Origin of the sequence: Streptomyces sp. NBC_00286 (genome assembly GCF_036173125.1) — a bacterium.
GTDB lineage: Bacteria > Actinomycetota > Actinomycetes > Streptomycetales > Streptomycetaceae > Streptomyces.
In genome coordinates this window covers 2,425,898-2,440,932 of sequence record NZ_CP108054.1, presented here as the reverse complement: position 1 = coordinate 2,440,932, position 15,035 = coordinate 2,425,898, and the positions used below count along the sequence as shown (strand labels likewise).

Here is a 15,035-nt window from a genome sequence, read left to right as displayed (position 1 = left end):
CGCCGGCGTCTACTCCGAGGGTCCGCGCTGCTGCGGCACCGCCGGCAGCCTGAACCAGACCGCCTTGCCGGACTCCGTGGGCCGGTGCCCGCAGGACGAGCTGAGGGCGCGGATCAGCAGCAGGCCGCGGCCGTGCTCCTGCCAGGGGTCCGGGTGGTCCGGGCCGGGGCGGGTGAGACTGCCGGGCGGGGCCGGGTCGGGATCGTGCACTTCGACCTGGCAGCCGGTCGGCAACAGCTGTACGACCAGCTCTATGGGGGCGTCGCCCTTGGTGTGCTCCACGGCGTTGGCCACGAGTTCGGCGGTGAGCAGCTCGGCCGTGTCGCAGTCGGCGGCCTGCTCGATCTCGGCCAGTGCGGTACGGACCAGTGCGCGGGCGACGGGCACGGCCGCGGCGGAGTGCGGCAGCGCGACGCGCCAGGAGGCTGGGGCTGAGGGCTCGTGCAAGGCGGGTCCGTTCATGGAGCAGGAATTCCTGCTTTCAACTATCTGAATAGTACTGCGATGTCGGCGGTAACGCCCGGCGGGTGTCTTTCTGGACGTTCGGTCTGCTTTCGGGCTGTACGGGCTGTACCCAGATCAACGGCCCGGCTCGCGCCGGAAGTCCCGCTGTTACTGCGCTGTCGCGCACCCGTGACTCCGTGACTGTTGTGTCGAGGCTGCGTCTTGTGGCGTACCAAAACTCACGTATCGAACTTCATGTCGGTTCACGTGCGGAAGCACACATACCGACGTCCTGGGTCGTCCCGGCCGCATGCGCTTATTGCGCACTCCTGACGACAGTCAAAGATGGGTGATAGATTCATGGGTAGCGCTCGCAGTGCGAGACCGCCGCCCCCGTCCGAGGAGGCCGCACCTCATGAGTCCCTTCACCGGCTCCGCGACCCGCACGCCCGACTGGCAGCATCTGCGCTGCGAGTACGTCGACGGGGTCGCCACCGTCACTCTGGCCCGCCCCGAGAAGCTGAACGCCCTCACCTTCGGCGCCTACGCCGACCTGCGCGACCTGCTCGCCGAGCTGTCCCGCGAGAAGTCCGTACGGGCCCTGGTGCTGGCCGGCGAGGGTCGCGGCTTCTGCTCCGGCGGTGACGTCGACGAGATCATCGGGGCCACGCTGTCGATGAACACGTCCCAGTTGCTCGACTTCAACCGCATGACCGGGCAGGTCGTCAGGGCCGTACGCGAATGCCCCTTCCCCGTGATTGCGGCGGTGCACGGTGTCGCGGCCGGCGCGGGCGCGGTCCTCGCCCTGGCCGCCGACTTCCGGGTGGCCGACCCGAGCGCCCGATTCGCCTTCCTCTTCACCCGCGTCGGCCTCTCGGGCGGCGACATGGGCGCTGCCTATCTGCTGCCGCGCGTCGTCGGCCTCGGCCACGCGACCCGCCTGCTGATGCTGGGCGAACCGGTCCGCGCACCCGAAGCCGAGCGGATCGGCCTCATCAGCGAGCTCACGGAGGAAGGCCACGCCAACGAGGCCGCCCAGGCCCTGGCCCACCGCCTCGCCGAGGGCCCGGCCCTCGCATACGCCCAGACGAAGGCCCTACTCACCGCCGAACTGGACATGCCACTGGCCGCTTCGGTGGAGCTGGACGCCTCGACTCAGGCCTTGCTGATGAACGGCGAGGACTACGCCGAGTTCCATGCGGCGTTCACCGAGAAGCGGCCCCCGAAGTGGCGGGGGCGGTGACGGTGGCTCCGCCACCTAGAGGGCCGCTCCGGGTCGCGGTCGTGGGAGGAGGCCCCGGTGGCCTCTACGCCGCCGCTCTCCTCAAGCGCCTCGACCCGTCCCGCGAGATCACGGTCTGGGAGCGGAACGCTCCCAATGACACCTTCGGCTTCGGCGTCGTCCTCTCCGACGAAACGCTCGGCGGTATCGAGCACGCCGACCCCGTCGTGTACGAGGCGCTGCGGGACGAGTTCGTGCGCTGGGACGACATCGATATCGTCCACCGGAACACCCGCCACACCTCCGGAGGACACGGTTTCGCGGCGCTCGGGCGGCGCAGGCTGCTGGAGATCCTGCACGAGCGGTGCCGTTCGCTCGGCGTCGAGCTGCACTTTCGTACGCCGGCGCCGGACGTGGCGCGGCTTTCGGAGTCGTACGACCTCGTCGTCGCGGCGGACGGAGTGCACAGCGCCACGCGCGAGGCGTACGCGGAGGTGTTCCGGCCGCGGGTGACCACGCACCGCTGCCGCTACATCTGGCTCGCCGCCGACTTCCCGTTCGAGGCGTTCCGTTTCGAGATCGCGGAGACCGAGCACGGGGTGATGCAGCTGCACGGGTATCCGTACTCCCGCCCGTCGCCCGACCACCACCCCTCAACGAGGCCCTCCGGGCCGCCGAATCAATTCGGCGCCTCCACCGTCATCGTCGAGATGCGCGAGGAGGTGTGGGAGGCGGCCGGGTTCGCGGAGTCGGAGGTGCAGGAGTCCGTCGAACGGTGCGCCAAGATCTTCGCGGACGCGCTCGGCGGGCGGGCGCTGCGATCCAACAAGTCGGCGTGGACGGCGTTCCGTACCGTCGTCAACGAGCGCTGGTCAAACGGCAACGTGGTCCTGCTCGGCGACGCCGCGCACACCGCGCATTTCTCCATCGGTTCCGGTACGAAGCTCGCCGTCGAGGACGCGCTCGCCCTCGCCGCCTGCCTGGAGGAACAGCCTTCGCTGGGCGCCGCGTTGGCCGCGTACGAGGAGGAACGGCGCCCGGTTGTCGCCTCCACGCAGCGGGCGGCGCGGGCCAGCCTCGAGTGGTTCGAGAATCTGGGGCTCTATCTCGACCAGCCTGCGCGGCAGTTCGCGTTCAATCTGCTCACCCGTAGTCGCCGGGTCACGCACGACAACCTTCGGCTGCGTGACGCGCCCTTCACCGAGAGCGTGCAGCGCGAGTTCGGCTGCCCGCCCGGTACGCCGCCGATGTTCACGCCGTTCCGGCTGCGCGGGCTGACCCTGCGCAACCGGGTCGTGGTTTCGCCGATGGACATGTACTCGGCCGTGGACGGTGTACCCGGCGACTTCCATCTCGTCCATCTGGGCGCGCGGGCGCTCGGCGGCGCCGGGCTGGTGATGACGGAGATGGTGTGCGTGAGCCCGGAGGGCCGGATCACGCCGGGCTGTGCCGGTCTCTACACCGGGCAGCAGGCCGAATCCTGGCGGCGGATCGTCGACTTCGTGCACGCGCAGGCGCCGGGGGCGGCGATCGGCGTACAGCTCGGCCATTCCGGTCGTAAGGGCTCCACCAAGGTGATGTGGGAGGGCATCGACGAGCCGCTGGAGGAGGGCAACTGGCCGCTCGTGGCCGCGTCCCCGCTCCGGTACAAGCCGGAGAACCAGATCCCGTGCGAGCTGACCCGGGCTCAATTGGCCGATGTACGCGAACAGTTCGCGTCCGCCGCGCGGCGGGCCGCTCGCTGCGGGTTCGATCTGCTCGAACTCCACTGTGCGCACGGCTACTTGTTGTCCGGGTTCCTCTCTCCCCTGACCAATCGGCGTACGGACGCCTATGGCGGGCCTCTGGAGAACCGTTTGCGCTTTCCGCTGGAGGTCTTCGATGCGGTGCGTGCTGTGTGGCCCGCGGAGCGCCCGATGACCGTACGCATCTCGGCCACCGACTGGGCGGACGGCGGCACCACGGCGGATGATGCCGTCGCCATCGCGCGGGCCTTCGCCGCGCATGGCGCCGATGCGATCGACGTCTCTACCGGCCAGGTCGTGGCGGAGGAGCAGCCGGAGTACGGGCGCTCCTACCAGACGCCGTACGCCGACCGGATCCGTAACGAGACGGGGATTCCCGTGATCGCGGTGGGTGCCATCTCGTCATGGGATGACGTCAACTCCCTGATTCTGGCCGGGCGTACGGATCTGTGCGCGCTGGCCCGCCCCCACTTGTACGACCCGCACTGGACGTTGCACGCGGCGGCGGAGCAGGGGTACACGGGGCCCGGCGTCAGCTGGCCTGCCCCGTACAGGGCGGGCAGTCGGCGCCCGCAGACGGGGCGCACGGATGCGCCTAAGCAGCGGCTCACGTTGGGGAGTTGAGGGCAACTCCCCAACGTGCCTCCTCCGGGCGGGGGGTTCGCATTCGTTAGCGAGTGTGGGTTGAGTGTGGCTGGCCGCGCCCACGCGGCGGAGCCGCAAATTGATACAGCCCTGCGCCCCAAGATGCGCCCTCCGGGGTGGGGGGTTTCTATTCGTTGGCGAGTGCGGGTTCGTTGTGGCTGGTCGCGCAGTTCCCCGCGCCCCTAAGGGGCGCCCCACCGGCACGTGGGTTGGCAGGGCGCCCTGTCTGCTGTTGAGCTTGACCACCCCTGCCGTCAGCGTCGCGCCTGAAGGGGTCCCCCCGGCGCGTGGGGCAGAAGGGCGCTCTACCGGAGCTTGACCACCCCTGCCGTCAGCGTCGCGCCTGAAGGGGTCCCCCCGGCGCGTGGGGCAGAAGGGCGCTCTACCGGAGCTTGACCACCCCTGCCGTCAGCGTCGCGCCTGAAGGGGTCCCCCCGGCGCGTGGGGCAGAAGGGCGCTCTACCGGAGCTTGACCACCCCTGCCCGTCAGCATCGCGTCTAAAGGGGCGCCCCCGGCACGTGGGGCAGGACGGTGTCCTACTGGAGCTCCACCATCCCCGCCGTCAGCGTCGCCCCATCCTCCGGGTCCACCAGCAGAAACGCCCCCGTCCTACGCGAAACCGCATAGTCGTCCAACGCCAGCGGCTCCGCCGTGCGCAAATTGACCTTGCCCAAATCGTTCGCGGCCAGCTCAGCCACCCCGCCCAGGTCCTTCACGAGCGCCTTCACCGTTCGCGTCGTATGCCGGACCAGCACCCGGTCACCCACCCGCAGCGGCCGGTCGGCGAGATGGCAGACGTTCGCCGAGACATCCTGTCTCAGCGTGGGCGCGTCCGACCCAGCCGTGAGCATGTCGCCGCGCGACACGTCGAGTTGGTCGGCCAGGCGCACCGTCAGTGACTGCGGGGCGTACGCCACCGGCGCGTCCTCGCCGAGCACGTCCAAGTCTGTGATCGTGGACGTCTCGCCGGAGGGGTGCACCGTCACGCGGTCGCCGACACGCAGCGTGCCGGACGCCAACTGGCCTGCGTAGTAGCGAACTTCGTCGTGCCGGATCACGTACTGGACGGGGAAACGGGCCGGTTCGCGCGCCACGTCGCCGCCGACCGGGACCGTCTCGAGGTGTTCGAGGAGTGCCGGGCCCGCGTACCAGCCCATGTGCGTCGAACGGTCCACCACGTTGTCGCCGACCAGGGCCGATACCGGGATCGGTGTGAAGCCGGGCAGGCCCAGCTCGTCGGCGTGGACCGCGAAGTCCGTGACGATCCGGTCGAACTCCTTCTCCTCGTAGCTGACGAGATCCATCTTGTTGACAGCCAGCACCACGTGTGGCACCCGGAGAAGAGCCGCGATCGCGGCGTGCCGGCGGGTCTGCTCGACGACGCCGTTGCGGGCGTCGACGAGGATCACCGTCAGCTCGGCCGTGGAGGCACCCGTCACCATGTTGCGGGTGTACTGCACATGGCCGGGGGTGTCGGCGAGGATGAACCGGCGGCGGGGCGTGGCGAAGTAGCGGTACGCCACGTCGATGGTGATGCCCTGCTCGCGCTCGGCCCTCAGCCCGTCCGTGAGGAGGGCGAGGTCGGGCGCCTGCTGCCCCCGGCTCTGCGAGAAGCGCTCCACCGCCTCCAACTGGTCCGCGAGAACGGACTTGGAGTCGTGCAGCAGTCGGCCGACGAGCGTGGACTTGCCGTCGTCGACCGACCCGGCGGTCGCGAACCGCAGCGTGTCGATGGCGGCCCCGGCCACCGGATCGATGAGGCCGGCCAAGGGGTCGATGGTGCTGGTCATCTTTAGAAGTACCCCTCGCGCTTACGGTCTTCCATCGCGGCCTCGGACAGCTTGTCGTCCGCTCGCGTCGCGCCCCGCTCGGTGAGCCGGGAGGCGGCGATCTCCGCGATGACGTCCTTCAGGGTCACCGCGTCCGAATCCACCGCGCCCGTACAGGACATGTCGCCCACCGTGCGGTAACGGACCTGCCGCTTCTCGACCTTCTCGTCCTCGCGGGGGCCGCCCCAGTCACCGGCGGTCAGCCACATGCCGTTCCGCTGGAAGACCTCACGGTGGTGCGCGAAGTAGATGGACGGCAGTGCGATGGCCTCGCGGGCGATGTACTGCCAGACGTCCAGCTCGGTCCAGTTGGACAGCGGGAAGACGCGTACGTGCTCACCGGGCGCGTGACGGCCGTTGTACAGGTTCCACAGCTCGGGCCGCTGCCGGCGCGGATCCCACTGCGAGAACTCGTCCCGCAGCGAGAACACCCGCTCCTTGGCCCGCGCCTTCTCCTCGTCCCGGCGTCCTCCGCCGAACACGGCGTCGAACCGCTCGGACTGGATCTTCTCCGTCAGCGGCACCGTCTGCAGCGGATTGCGCGTGCCGTCCGGCCGCTCCCGCAGCTTCCCGGCGTCGATGTACTCCTGCACGGAGGCGACATGCAGCCGCAGCCCGTGCTCGGCCACCACCCGGTCCCGGTAGGCGATGACCTCGGGGAAGTTGTGCCCGGTGTCCACATGCAGCAGCGAGAAGGGGATCGCCGCCGGGGCGAACGCCTTCAGCGCCAGATGCAGCATGACGATGGAGTCCTTGCCGCCGGAGAACAGGATCACCGGCCGCTCGAACTCGCCCGCCACCTCACGGAAGATGTGCACACCCTCCGACTCCAGCGTGTCCAGATGGGACAGCGTGTACGCCCGCTCGGCGCTCACGGCGGTCACACGAGCCCCCTCTCCGCCAGCACCGCGTAGACCGCGTCCGCGGACTCCTCAGGTGTCTCCCCCTGGGTCTTCAGCGCGATGGCCGGGTCCAGCGGCGGCTCGTACGGGTCGTCGACGCCGGTGAGCCCGGTCAGCTGGCCCGCGGCCTGACGGGCGTACAGCCCCTTGACGTCACGCTCGGCGCACACCTCGACCGGAGTGGCCACATGAACCTCGATGTACGGAGTCCCGCTCGCCTCGTGCCGCTTGCGGACCGCCTCGCGGCTGTCGGCGTACGGCGCGATGACCGGGACCACCGCCAGCACCCCGTTGCGGGCGAGGACTTCGGCGACCAGGCCGATGCGCTGCACGTTCGTGTTGCGGTCCTCGCGGGAGAAGCCGAGGCCGGCGGAGAGGAAGCGGCGGATCTCGTCGCCGTCGAGTACCTCCACGCGGTGGTTCTCGGAGCGCAGCCGGCCGGCGAGAATGCGGGCGATCGTGGTCTTGCCCGCGCTCGGCAGCCCGGTGAGCCAGATCGTGGCTCCCTGAGCCTTTGCCGTGTGGGTCATACGCGCAGTCCTTTCGGGGCGTCGGCGGTGCCGAGCCGTTGTTCGTGTAGTTCGGTGAACAGGGCTTCCCAGCGCGGGTGTACGGCGTCCGGGCCGTACGAGGCGGCCGTCATCACGGCCGCGACGCCCATCTCCGAACGCAGCGACTCGTCGGCCATCAGCTTGGCCATGGCCTGGGCGAGCGCGTCCGGGTCCTCCGGCGGAACCAGCAGCCCGTCCACTCCGTGCGTGAGCACATCGGAGGGCCCGGTCGGGCAGTCGAAGCTCACCACGGGCAGTGCGTGGCTCATCGCCTCGATCATCACCATGGGCAGGCCTTCGAAGCGTGAACTGAGCACGTAGAACGAGGCCTTGGCGAGTTCGTCGTCCAGCCGGTCGGTGTGGCCCATCAGGAACACATGGTTGTAGAGGTGGTGCTCCTCGATGAGGGCCCGCAGCTCGGCCTTCTTCTCGCCGCTGCCGTAGATCCTCAACTGCCAGTCGGGGTACGTCTCGACGAGCTTCGACCAGGCCTCGATGAGCATGTCGAAGCCCTTCTGCGGGAAGAGCCGCCCGGCCGCCACGGCGATCTTCGCGTGATGGTCGGAGGGGACCTGGTCGAGCGAGTGCACGGCATTGGGGATGCGTACGACCCTGGTGCCGGGCAGCAGTTGCTCGTACTCCTGGCGGTCCCGTTCGGTCAGGACGGCGACCGCGTCGAAGCTCGGATAGGTCTCCCGGATGCGCTGTTGCACATCACGCTTGTGCGTGCCGTGGTTCATGTGCTCCTGCGCGACCCGGACCACGCCACCCGTCGCGTGCCGCGCGGCCAGGAAGTTGAGCGCGGGCCGGGTGGTCACCAGGACGCCGTCGTGCAGCGCGGACAGGTACGCGATGAGCTGCTCCTCGACATACCGGTTGAAGTACCGGTAGCCGAACTCGCCCGCGGGGATGTGCTTCCCGGGCCGCTCGAGCAGCTTGGTCCGGCGCCAGTCCTGCCAGCGGCCCGCGACACCGGGCGGCGGGGTGTACGCGCCCTCCCGCAGGTCGACGACCGTGGAGACCGTCACCCGCGGATCGAGCGGGAACTGGATGTCCTCGCGGCGGCGCAGCGCACTCACCAGCTCGACGTCCCAGCCCGCCCGCACAAGGGAGTTGGCCTGGTTCATCACCGTGCGGATGGTGCCGCCGCGGCCGTACGCGTGCAAGAGCAGATAGCGGACCTTCGGACGCTTTGGGGCCTCGTGCGCCGTAAGTCGGGGCGCCTGATTCCGGACGTTCATATCGCCTCTCCCGCAAGGGATTCCGGACGGCATTCCAGCGACAGGTTGTCCTTGACCGTGTAGTACGGACGGACACTCAGGCCGCTCACCCGCTGCTCGGGGAACACCATGATCTTCTTCTTGCCGCGGATGTCGTCGAGCTGCCGCCCGACCCGCAACTCCGCCTCGCCGTCGGTGAGATGGAGGTCCCACTCCTCAACGTCCCCGTCGGCTTCCGCGTCACGATCGGCGAGGTCGGAACGGTCGGCGAGGTCGGCGATGGGCAGCTCGCTCTCGAAGCGGTCGCCCTTCACGCGCGCGTCGTAGCGCAGCCGCCGGTCGGTCCCGCGCAGCACGAGCAGCAGCCGCCAGCCGTCGGCGCTGTCGACGGCCCGGCCGTGGATACGGCCCACGAGGCGGATACGACCGTCACGCGGCCAGACCTCGTCAACCTCGGCGTGCGGCTTCATGACACATAACCCCAGGACATACACATGGGGCGCAGCAGCTCGGGGACCTCGTCGTCCTTCGGCAGCGCACGACCGGCCTGCACCTGACCGGACTTGATCTTGTCGCGCCAGTCGCCGAGCCCCTTGACCACCTGCGAGTCGTCCTTCTTGCCGTACTCGAGCATCGACGGCTCGAACTCCACATCGAGGAACCCGCACAGGCTCCGCATCTCCTTCTCGGGATCGGCGGTGATGTCCTCGTAGCGCACGGTGTGGCCGCCGGTGATGCCCTGACGGGCCTTCTCCACGGCCTTCATATAGCGCAGCGCGTCGGCCGCCGCCTCGTCGTAGGTGCGCTTCTCGGGGTCGCCCTCGTGCCAGGACTTGGCGATGGACACCGGGTGGCGGAGCAGGAAGACGAAGCGGGCGTCGGGCCAGCAGTCCTGGATGCGCTGGTAGACGAACGCGTTGCTCGGCGTCTTCTCGACCAGGAAGTCCTTGCCCGATTTGACCAGTTCGCGGTGCAGCACCCGGTCCCACAGCAGATGCTCCAGATCGCCGCGCTCCAGGTCGAGGGCGCTCATGGCGCGCTGCGACAGCTTGCTGCCGTAGTCGACCTCGAGGCGGCGGATGTGCGTCTCGTGCGGGGAGTGCAGCCGCGAGTGCGCGTTCAGGAGCATCCGTAGCAGAGTCGAGCCGGAGCGCACGGGCGACATGATGAAGACCGGCTGCCGCAGCAGTCGGTCCGTCTCCAGGTCCTCGGCCGTGGGGCGTCGGTACACCGGTGTGGGCCGCTTGGCGGTTTTCGCCGGAGCGGCCTTCGGCTGCTTCGGTACGACTGGGGCGGTAGGGGCCCGGTGTACCTGGAGACCGGTGGTGGCGGTGAGCGCCCGGTTGAGATTGCGCATCAGACTCATGCGTCGCAAGCCTAGGTAAGAAACATGAGAAGAGGCTAGGAGCGGGCTGAGCGTTGCCCGAGCTGAGGATAATGTGACGCAACTCACGCCGCCACACGTTTCGTTCAGATTTCGGACAGCCCGGCCGGTACTCCCGCAAAGGCGGCGCCCGCGTCCCGCAGCCGCTCGTGCAGCGCCCGGAAGACGGCCGCCGAGTGCGCCCCCGGCCAGTCCGGCGGCAGCAGCGCGGGCGGCAGTCCCGGATCGGCGTACGGGAGATGACGCCACGAGTCGAGGGCGAGCAGATAGTCCCGGTACGCCTCCTGTGGCGGAGTGTCCGGCCGCGGCTCCCAGTCGTGCAGCACGCGCGCGTGGCGGTCCAGAAACTCCTCGTGCTGTTTGGCGATCGAGGCCAGGTCCCACCAGCGCGCGACCGCTTCGGCCGTCGCCGTGAAGCCCAGGTGCCGGCCGCGGAACAGCTCCACATACGCGTCGAGACGCAGCCGTTCCAACGTATGACGGGTCTCTTCATAGAGGCGGGCCGGCGCCAGCCACACCCCGGGAGCGGCCGTTCCGAAGCCGAGGCCCGCGAGCCGGGAGCGCAGCACATGCCGCTTCTGCCGCTCGGACTCCGGCACGGAGAACACCGCGAGCACCCAGTCGTCGTCCTCGGGGGGCGCCGCCGCGTAGACCCGCCGATCGCCGTCCTCGAGCAACTGCCGTGCGTCCGGCGACAGTGCGTACCCGGCCGCACCCGTCGCCGTACGCGCCGAGAGAAGTAGTCCGCGGCGTTTGAGCCGGGACACGGACGACCGTACGGAGGGCGCGTCCACGCCGGCCGCTGCCAGCAGCCGGATCAGCTCGGCGACCGGTACGGGACCGGGCACGAAGCGGCCGTACGCGCCATAGAAGGTGACGATGAGGGACCGGGGAGTGTGCTGCTCGGACACGTTGATCATTCTAGGTGGTCGGCATCATGCCTGGTCACCTTGCGTGGACTGGAGATCGCTTTCCGTGCCTCCGGAACTGTCTTCCGTATGGCCGGGGTTGACGCCCGTACGCAATCGGTAGCGCTGAAGCTTCCCCGTCGCCGTCCGTGGCAGCGCGTCCATGAAGACGATCCGGCGTGGGCATTTGTACGGCGCCAGCTCGGCCTTGACGAAGGCGCGCAGCGCCTCGGGGTCCCGGCGCGCTCCGGCCCGCAGCACCGCGTACGCCACCACGGCCTGGCCACGCGTCTCGTCGGGCAGCCCGACGACCGCCGTCTCCACCACGTCCGGGTGACGCAGCAGCGCGTCCTCGACCTCCGGGCCCGCGATGTTGTACCCGGCGGAAATGATCATGTCGTCCGCGCGCGCGACATAGCGGAAGTAGCCGTCGGCCTCCCGGACATATGTGTCGCCGGTGATGTTCCAGCCGTCGCGTACGTACTCCGACTGCCGTGGGTCGGCGAGATAGCGGCAGCCGACCGGGCCGCGTACGGCCAGCAGTCCGGGCTCGCCGTCGGGCACGGGTTCGCCGGTCTCGTCCTGCACGCGCGCGTGCCACCCCGGTACCGGAACGCCCGTGGTTCCCGGACGGATGTCGTCGTCGGCCGCGGAGATGAAGATGTGCAGCAGCTCGGTGGCGCCTATGCCGTTGATGAGGCGCAGTCCGGTGCGCTCGTGCCAGGACTGCCAGGTGGCGGCGGGCAGGTTCTCGCCCGCGGACACACAGCGCCTGAGCGAGGAGATGTCGTACGAGTCCAGCTCCTCCTGCATCGCGCGGTACGCGGTCGGCGCGGTGAACAGCACGGACACGCGGTGCTCGGCGATCGCGGGCAACAGCTGCTTGGGGCCCGCCTGTTCGAGCAGCAGCGCACTGGCGCCGGCGCGCATCGGGAAGACGACCAGGCCGCCGAGCCCGAAGGTGAAGCCGAGTGGGGGGCTGCCGGCGAAAACGTCGTCGGCATGCGGCCGCAGCACGTGCTCGGAGAAGGTGTCCGCTATCGCCAGGACGTCACGGTGGAAGTGCATACAGCCCTTGGGGCGGCCGGTGGTGCCGGACGTGAACGCGATGAGGGCGACATCGTCGGCGGCGGTGTCCACGGCGGGGTACGGCTCGTCGGGGGTTCCGGGGCTCACCCGGCGCCGTATTCGGTTCAGCAGGTCGTCGGGGGCGTCCCCGCCGTACGTCGTGATCCGCAGCCCGGGGATCTCCGCCTTCGCGAGGTCGTCCACGGACCGGATGTCGCACAGCGCGTGCCCGACCCGCGCGATCTCGCACATCGTGGCCAGCTCGTGGGGGCGCTGCTGGGCGAGCACGGTGACGGCGACCGCGCCCGCCTTCAGGACGGCCAGCCAGCACGCGGCAAGCCAGGGCGTGGTGGGCCCGCGCAGCAGGACACGGTTGCCGGGCACGACACCGAGCTCGGAGGTCAGTACGTGCGCGATCCGGTCGACTCGGGTGCGCAGATCGCCGTACGTCCATGAGTCGCCGGACGGCGTACGGAAGACCGTGCGGTCCGGGGCGGCGTGGTCGAGGAGCTCGGCGGCGCAGTTCAGCCGTTCTGGGTAATGAAGCCCTGGGAGGTCGAAGCGGAGCTCGGGCCACTGGCCGGGGGGTGGGAGATGGTCGCGGGCGAAGGTGTCGACGTGGGCCGAGGTCGTCGGCCGCCCGGTGTCGATGGCGTCCCTGGAGTCCGTGTGTTCCATGGCGGTTCGCCCCCTGTGTCGTGGTGGGCTCGCGCATCGAGCGTATCGTGTTGGTGACGACAGTCAACGGCCCGCGATAGCCTTGAGGGGTGGCCCGACTGGGGTCTCTCCGGCGGATCAGGTCGGAGGAGAGCCAGGGCCCGCGTCTCCGGCATGACCCGCCGGGCAGGCCCTGGGGAGAAGGGACCGGCGTAATGACCGCATTCTCGCTCGATCCGGAACAATCCGCCTGGTGCGCGAAGCTACGGGCCGTCGCCGCCGACTGTCTGCGCCCCCTGGCCGAGAAGGGCGAACCTGGCCACGTCAACCGCCCCCTCCTCGCGGAACTGGCCCAACTCGGACTCCTGAAGCGCCTGTTCACCTCCGGCGCGCTCGACCTGTGCCTGATGCGCGAGTCCCTCGCCTACGCCTGCACGGAAGCGGAGACGGCCCTGGCTCTCCAGGGCCTGGGCGCCCACCCGGTCCACGCGTACGGAACCCCGGCCCAACGCGACCGCTGGCTGCCCCGCGTCGCCGAGGGCACGGCGGTGGCGGCCTTCGCCCTGAGCGAGCCGGGCGCGGGCTCGGACGCCGCGGCGCTGGCGCTGCGGGCGGAACCGGACACCTCCCCGCAGGCCGAACCCGACGGCGCGCATCACTGGCGTCTCACCGGCGAGAAGTGCTGGATCTCCAACGCGCCCGAAGCCGACTTCTACACCGTCTTCGCCCGCACCACACCCGACGCCGGCGCCCGCGGAGTGACCGCCTTCCTCGTGCCCGCCGACCGCCCCGGACTCACCGGCACCCCCCTCGACATGCTCTCCCCGCACCCCATCGGCACCCTCACCTTCGACGCCGTACCGGTGAACGCGGGCGACATCCTCGGCGAACCCGACCGAGGGTTCCGCGTCGCGATGAACACCCTCAACCTGTTCCGCCCGAGCGTCGGCGCCTTCGCGGTCGGCATGGCCCAGGCCGCGCTGGACGCCACCCTCACCCACACCGCCGGACGCGAGGCGTTCGGCGGCAAGCTGAGCGACCTCCAGGCGATCGCTCATCAAGTGGCCGAGATGGCCCAGCGGACGGAGGCGGCTCGCCTGATGGTCTACGCGGCGGCAGCGGCGTACGACGAAGGCGCCCCCGACGTCCCGAAACGCGCCGCGATGGCGAAGCTGCTCGCCACCGAGACCGCTCAGTACGTGGTCGACGCGGCCGTCCAACTGCACGGCGCCCGCGCCCTGCGCCGCGGCCACCTCCTGGAACACCTCTACCGCGAGGTACGCGCCCCACGCATCTACGAGGGCGCGAGCGAGGTCCAACGGACGGTCATCGCAAAGGAGTTGTACAGGGAGCTGGCCAGCAGGGACCCGCAGGCGGAGGAGGACAGCGCATGACCACCGAGCGCATCAACCCACCCGAACTCTCCCCACCCACCGGCTTCTCCCACGCCGTTACCGCCACCGGCTCCCGCGTCGTCTACCTAGCCGGCCAGACCGCCCTGGACACCGAGGGCAAGGTCGTCGGCACCACACTCCCCGACCAGTTCGAACGCGCCCTGACCAACCTCCTCACCGCGCTGAGCGCCGCCGGAGGCACCCCCACCGACCTGGCCCGCGTCACCGTCTACACCACAGACGTGGCCGAGTACCGCAAGCACGCACCCGAACTGGGCCGCATCTGGCGCAAGTTGGCAGGCTCCGACTATCCGGCGATGGCGGTCCTCGGAGTCGTACGCCTCTGGGACACCCAGGCTCTGGTGGAACTGGACGGGGTCGCGGTCCTGCCGTAGAGCTACGTCGCCGGAACGGGCGATACGGACTCGCCACCGAAGGAGTGACGGTCACGGCCGTCGCGACGAGTGCCGGGTACCTCTGGGAATCCCAGCCTAGGAGGTATTCCGATGTTCCTACCCAAGATCGTCGGCGTGGCCGCCGGTGCGGCGCTGCTGATGCTCGCCGCCCCGTCCGCCACCGCTCTCGGTGAGCCGGCCGGCCCCGAGCCCACCGAGCCCGCCGCCAGCAGCACCACCACGGCCACAGCCGAGGTGGTGACCGTGGACGAGACCGGCCGGATCGCGTCGGACGGCACCGTCACCCTCTCGGGCACCTACCGCTGCACCGACGCCTCCGGCCCGGTGTACGTGGGCTCGTCGCTGGCGCCGCGGGAGACCAGCTATGTGCGGTACGGCATCGGCGGCACCCGCGCGGTCTGCGACGGAGAGCTGCACGCCTGGACGAACACCGGGCGGACGCCCCTGGACCGCCTCCAGCCCGGACCGGCCTATGTCGAGGCCACGCTGATGGAACTGCGGGGCAGCGGCGGCATCCTCAACCTGCCTCAGCCGCGTCTCCACGCGACCGAAGAGCAGGAGATCACGCTCGTCCGGACCTGACGCCCCGCACGGACCTCGTCCACCAACGTCCGGCCCGGAGGCGCCCCAAGTCTCCGGGCCAGAAGCA

The 15,035-nt window shown here is 70.0% G+C and carries 14 protein-coding genes; 5 read left to right on the top strand and 9 right to left on the bottom strand.

The annotated features are described in order from the left end of the window. Positions 1 to 9 precede the first annotated feature (9 nt). Positions 10 to 462: an ATP-binding protein gene (locus tag OHT21_RS11005; protein WP_328768090.1), complete on the bottom strand. Its 453-nt coding sequence runs from the start codon at positions 460 to 462 to the stop codon at positions 10 to 12. A 397-nt stretch (positions 463 to 859) separates the two neighbouring features. Between OHT21_RS11005 and OHT21_RS11000 the strand changes: the two genes are divergently transcribed. Then, positions 860 to 1,687 carry an enoyl-CoA hydratase family protein gene (locus OHT21_RS11000; protein ID WP_328768089.1) on the top strand — a complete coding sequence of 276 codons (828 nt, stop codon included), beginning with the start codon at positions 860 to 862 and terminating at the stop codon, positions 1,685 to 1,687. After that, the gene (locus tag OHT21_RS10995) at positions 1,672 to 4,035 is read left to right on the top strand and encodes a bifunctional salicylyl-CoA 5-hydroxylase/oxidoreductase (RefSeq protein ID WP_328768088.1); all 2,364 of its coding nucleotides are present in this window, start codon (positions 1,672 to 1,674) and stop codon (positions 4,033 to 4,035) included. The genes OHT21_RS11000 and OHT21_RS10995 overlap by 16 nt, the downstream gene beginning before the upstream one ends. Before the next feature lie 558 nt (positions 4,036 to 4,593). On the opposite strand, the gene OHT21_RS10990 is transcribed toward OHT21_RS10995, so the two are convergent. The 8 genes from OHT21_RS10990 to OHT21_RS10955 all read right to left on the bottom strand — a co-directional run bounded on the left by OHT21_RS10990 (position 4,594) and on the right by OHT21_RS10955 (position 12,597). Next, positions 4,594 to 5,847: a sulfate adenylyltransferase subunit 1 gene (locus OHT21_RS10990; RefSeq protein ID WP_328768087.1), complete on the bottom strand. Its 1,254-nt coding sequence runs from the start codon at positions 5,845 to 5,847 to the stop codon at positions 4,594 to 4,596. A 2-nt stretch (positions 5,848 to 5,849) separates the two neighbouring features. Beyond that, positions 5,850 to 6,770, bottom strand: a complete 921-nt coding sequence (cysD, locus tag OHT21_RS10985) for a sulfate adenylyltransferase subunit CysD (RefSeq protein ID WP_328768086.1) — start codon at positions 6,768 to 6,770, stop codon at positions 5,850 to 5,852. Further along, positions 6,767 to 7,318: an adenylyl-sulfate kinase gene (cysC, locus tag OHT21_RS10980; RefSeq protein WP_328768084.1), complete on the bottom strand. Its 552-nt coding sequence runs from the start codon at positions 7,316 to 7,318 to the stop codon at positions 6,767 to 6,769. Before cysC ends, cysD begins: the two co-directional genes overlap by 4 nt. Then, the gene (locus tag OHT21_RS10975) at positions 7,315 to 8,580 is read right to left on the bottom strand and encodes a glycosyltransferase family 4 protein (protein WP_328768083.1); all 1,266 of its coding nucleotides are present in this window, start codon (positions 8,578 to 8,580) and stop codon (positions 7,315 to 7,317) included. Before OHT21_RS10975 ends, cysC begins: the two co-directional genes overlap by 4 nt. Further along, positions 8,577 to 9,029 (bottom strand): hypothetical protein, encoded by a 453-nt coding sequence (locus tag OHT21_RS10970; RefSeq protein ID WP_328768082.1) that lies wholly within the window; start codon positions 9,027 to 9,029, stop codon positions 8,577 to 8,579. Before OHT21_RS10970 ends, OHT21_RS10975 begins: the two co-directional genes overlap by 4 nt. After that, positions 9,026 to 9,925, bottom strand: a complete 900-nt coding sequence (locus OHT21_RS10965) for a sulfotransferase family protein (protein ID WP_328768081.1) — start codon at positions 9,923 to 9,925, stop codon at positions 9,026 to 9,028. The genes OHT21_RS10970 and OHT21_RS10965 overlap by 4 nt, the downstream gene beginning before the upstream one ends. Positions 9,926 to 10,029: 104 nt before the next feature. Then, positions 10,030 to 10,863, bottom strand: coding sequence for a PaaX family transcriptional regulator (locus OHT21_RS10960; RefSeq protein WP_328768080.1), 834 nt, complete (start codon positions 10,861 to 10,863; stop codon positions 10,030 to 10,032). A gap of 15 nt (positions 10,864 to 10,878) precedes the next feature. Continuing rightward, on the bottom strand, positions 10,879 to 12,597 hold the full coding sequence (locus tag OHT21_RS10955; protein WP_443050341.1) for an AMP-binding protein: 1,719 nt from the start codon (positions 12,595 to 12,597) through the stop codon (positions 10,879 to 10,881). A gap of 194 nt (positions 12,598 to 12,791) precedes the next feature. Here OHT21_RS10955 and OHT21_RS10950 point away from each other — a divergent pair, with 194 nt between their 5' ends. The 3 genes from OHT21_RS10950 (at position 12,792) to OHT21_RS10940 (ending at position 14,968) form a co-directional block, all read left to right on the top strand. Beyond that, the gene (locus tag OHT21_RS10950) at positions 12,792 to 13,970 is read left to right on the top strand and encodes an acyl-CoA dehydrogenase family protein (RefSeq protein WP_328768079.1); all 1,179 of its coding nucleotides are present in this window, start codon (positions 12,792 to 12,794) and stop codon (positions 13,968 to 13,970) included. Continuing rightward, entirely contained in the window at positions 13,967 to 14,365 is a 399-nt protein-coding gene (locus tag OHT21_RS10945) for a RidA family protein (protein WP_328768078.1), read from the top strand. Before OHT21_RS10950 ends, OHT21_RS10945 begins: the two co-directional genes overlap by 4 nt. 111 nt (positions 14,366 to 14,476) lie before the next feature. Further along, complete coding sequence (locus tag OHT21_RS10940; protein WP_328768077.1) at positions 14,477 to 14,968, top strand: DUF6299 family protein; 492 nt, start codon at positions 14,477 to 14,479, stop codon at positions 14,966 to 14,968. The last annotated feature ends 67 nt before the right edge of the window (positions 14,969 to 15,035 follow it).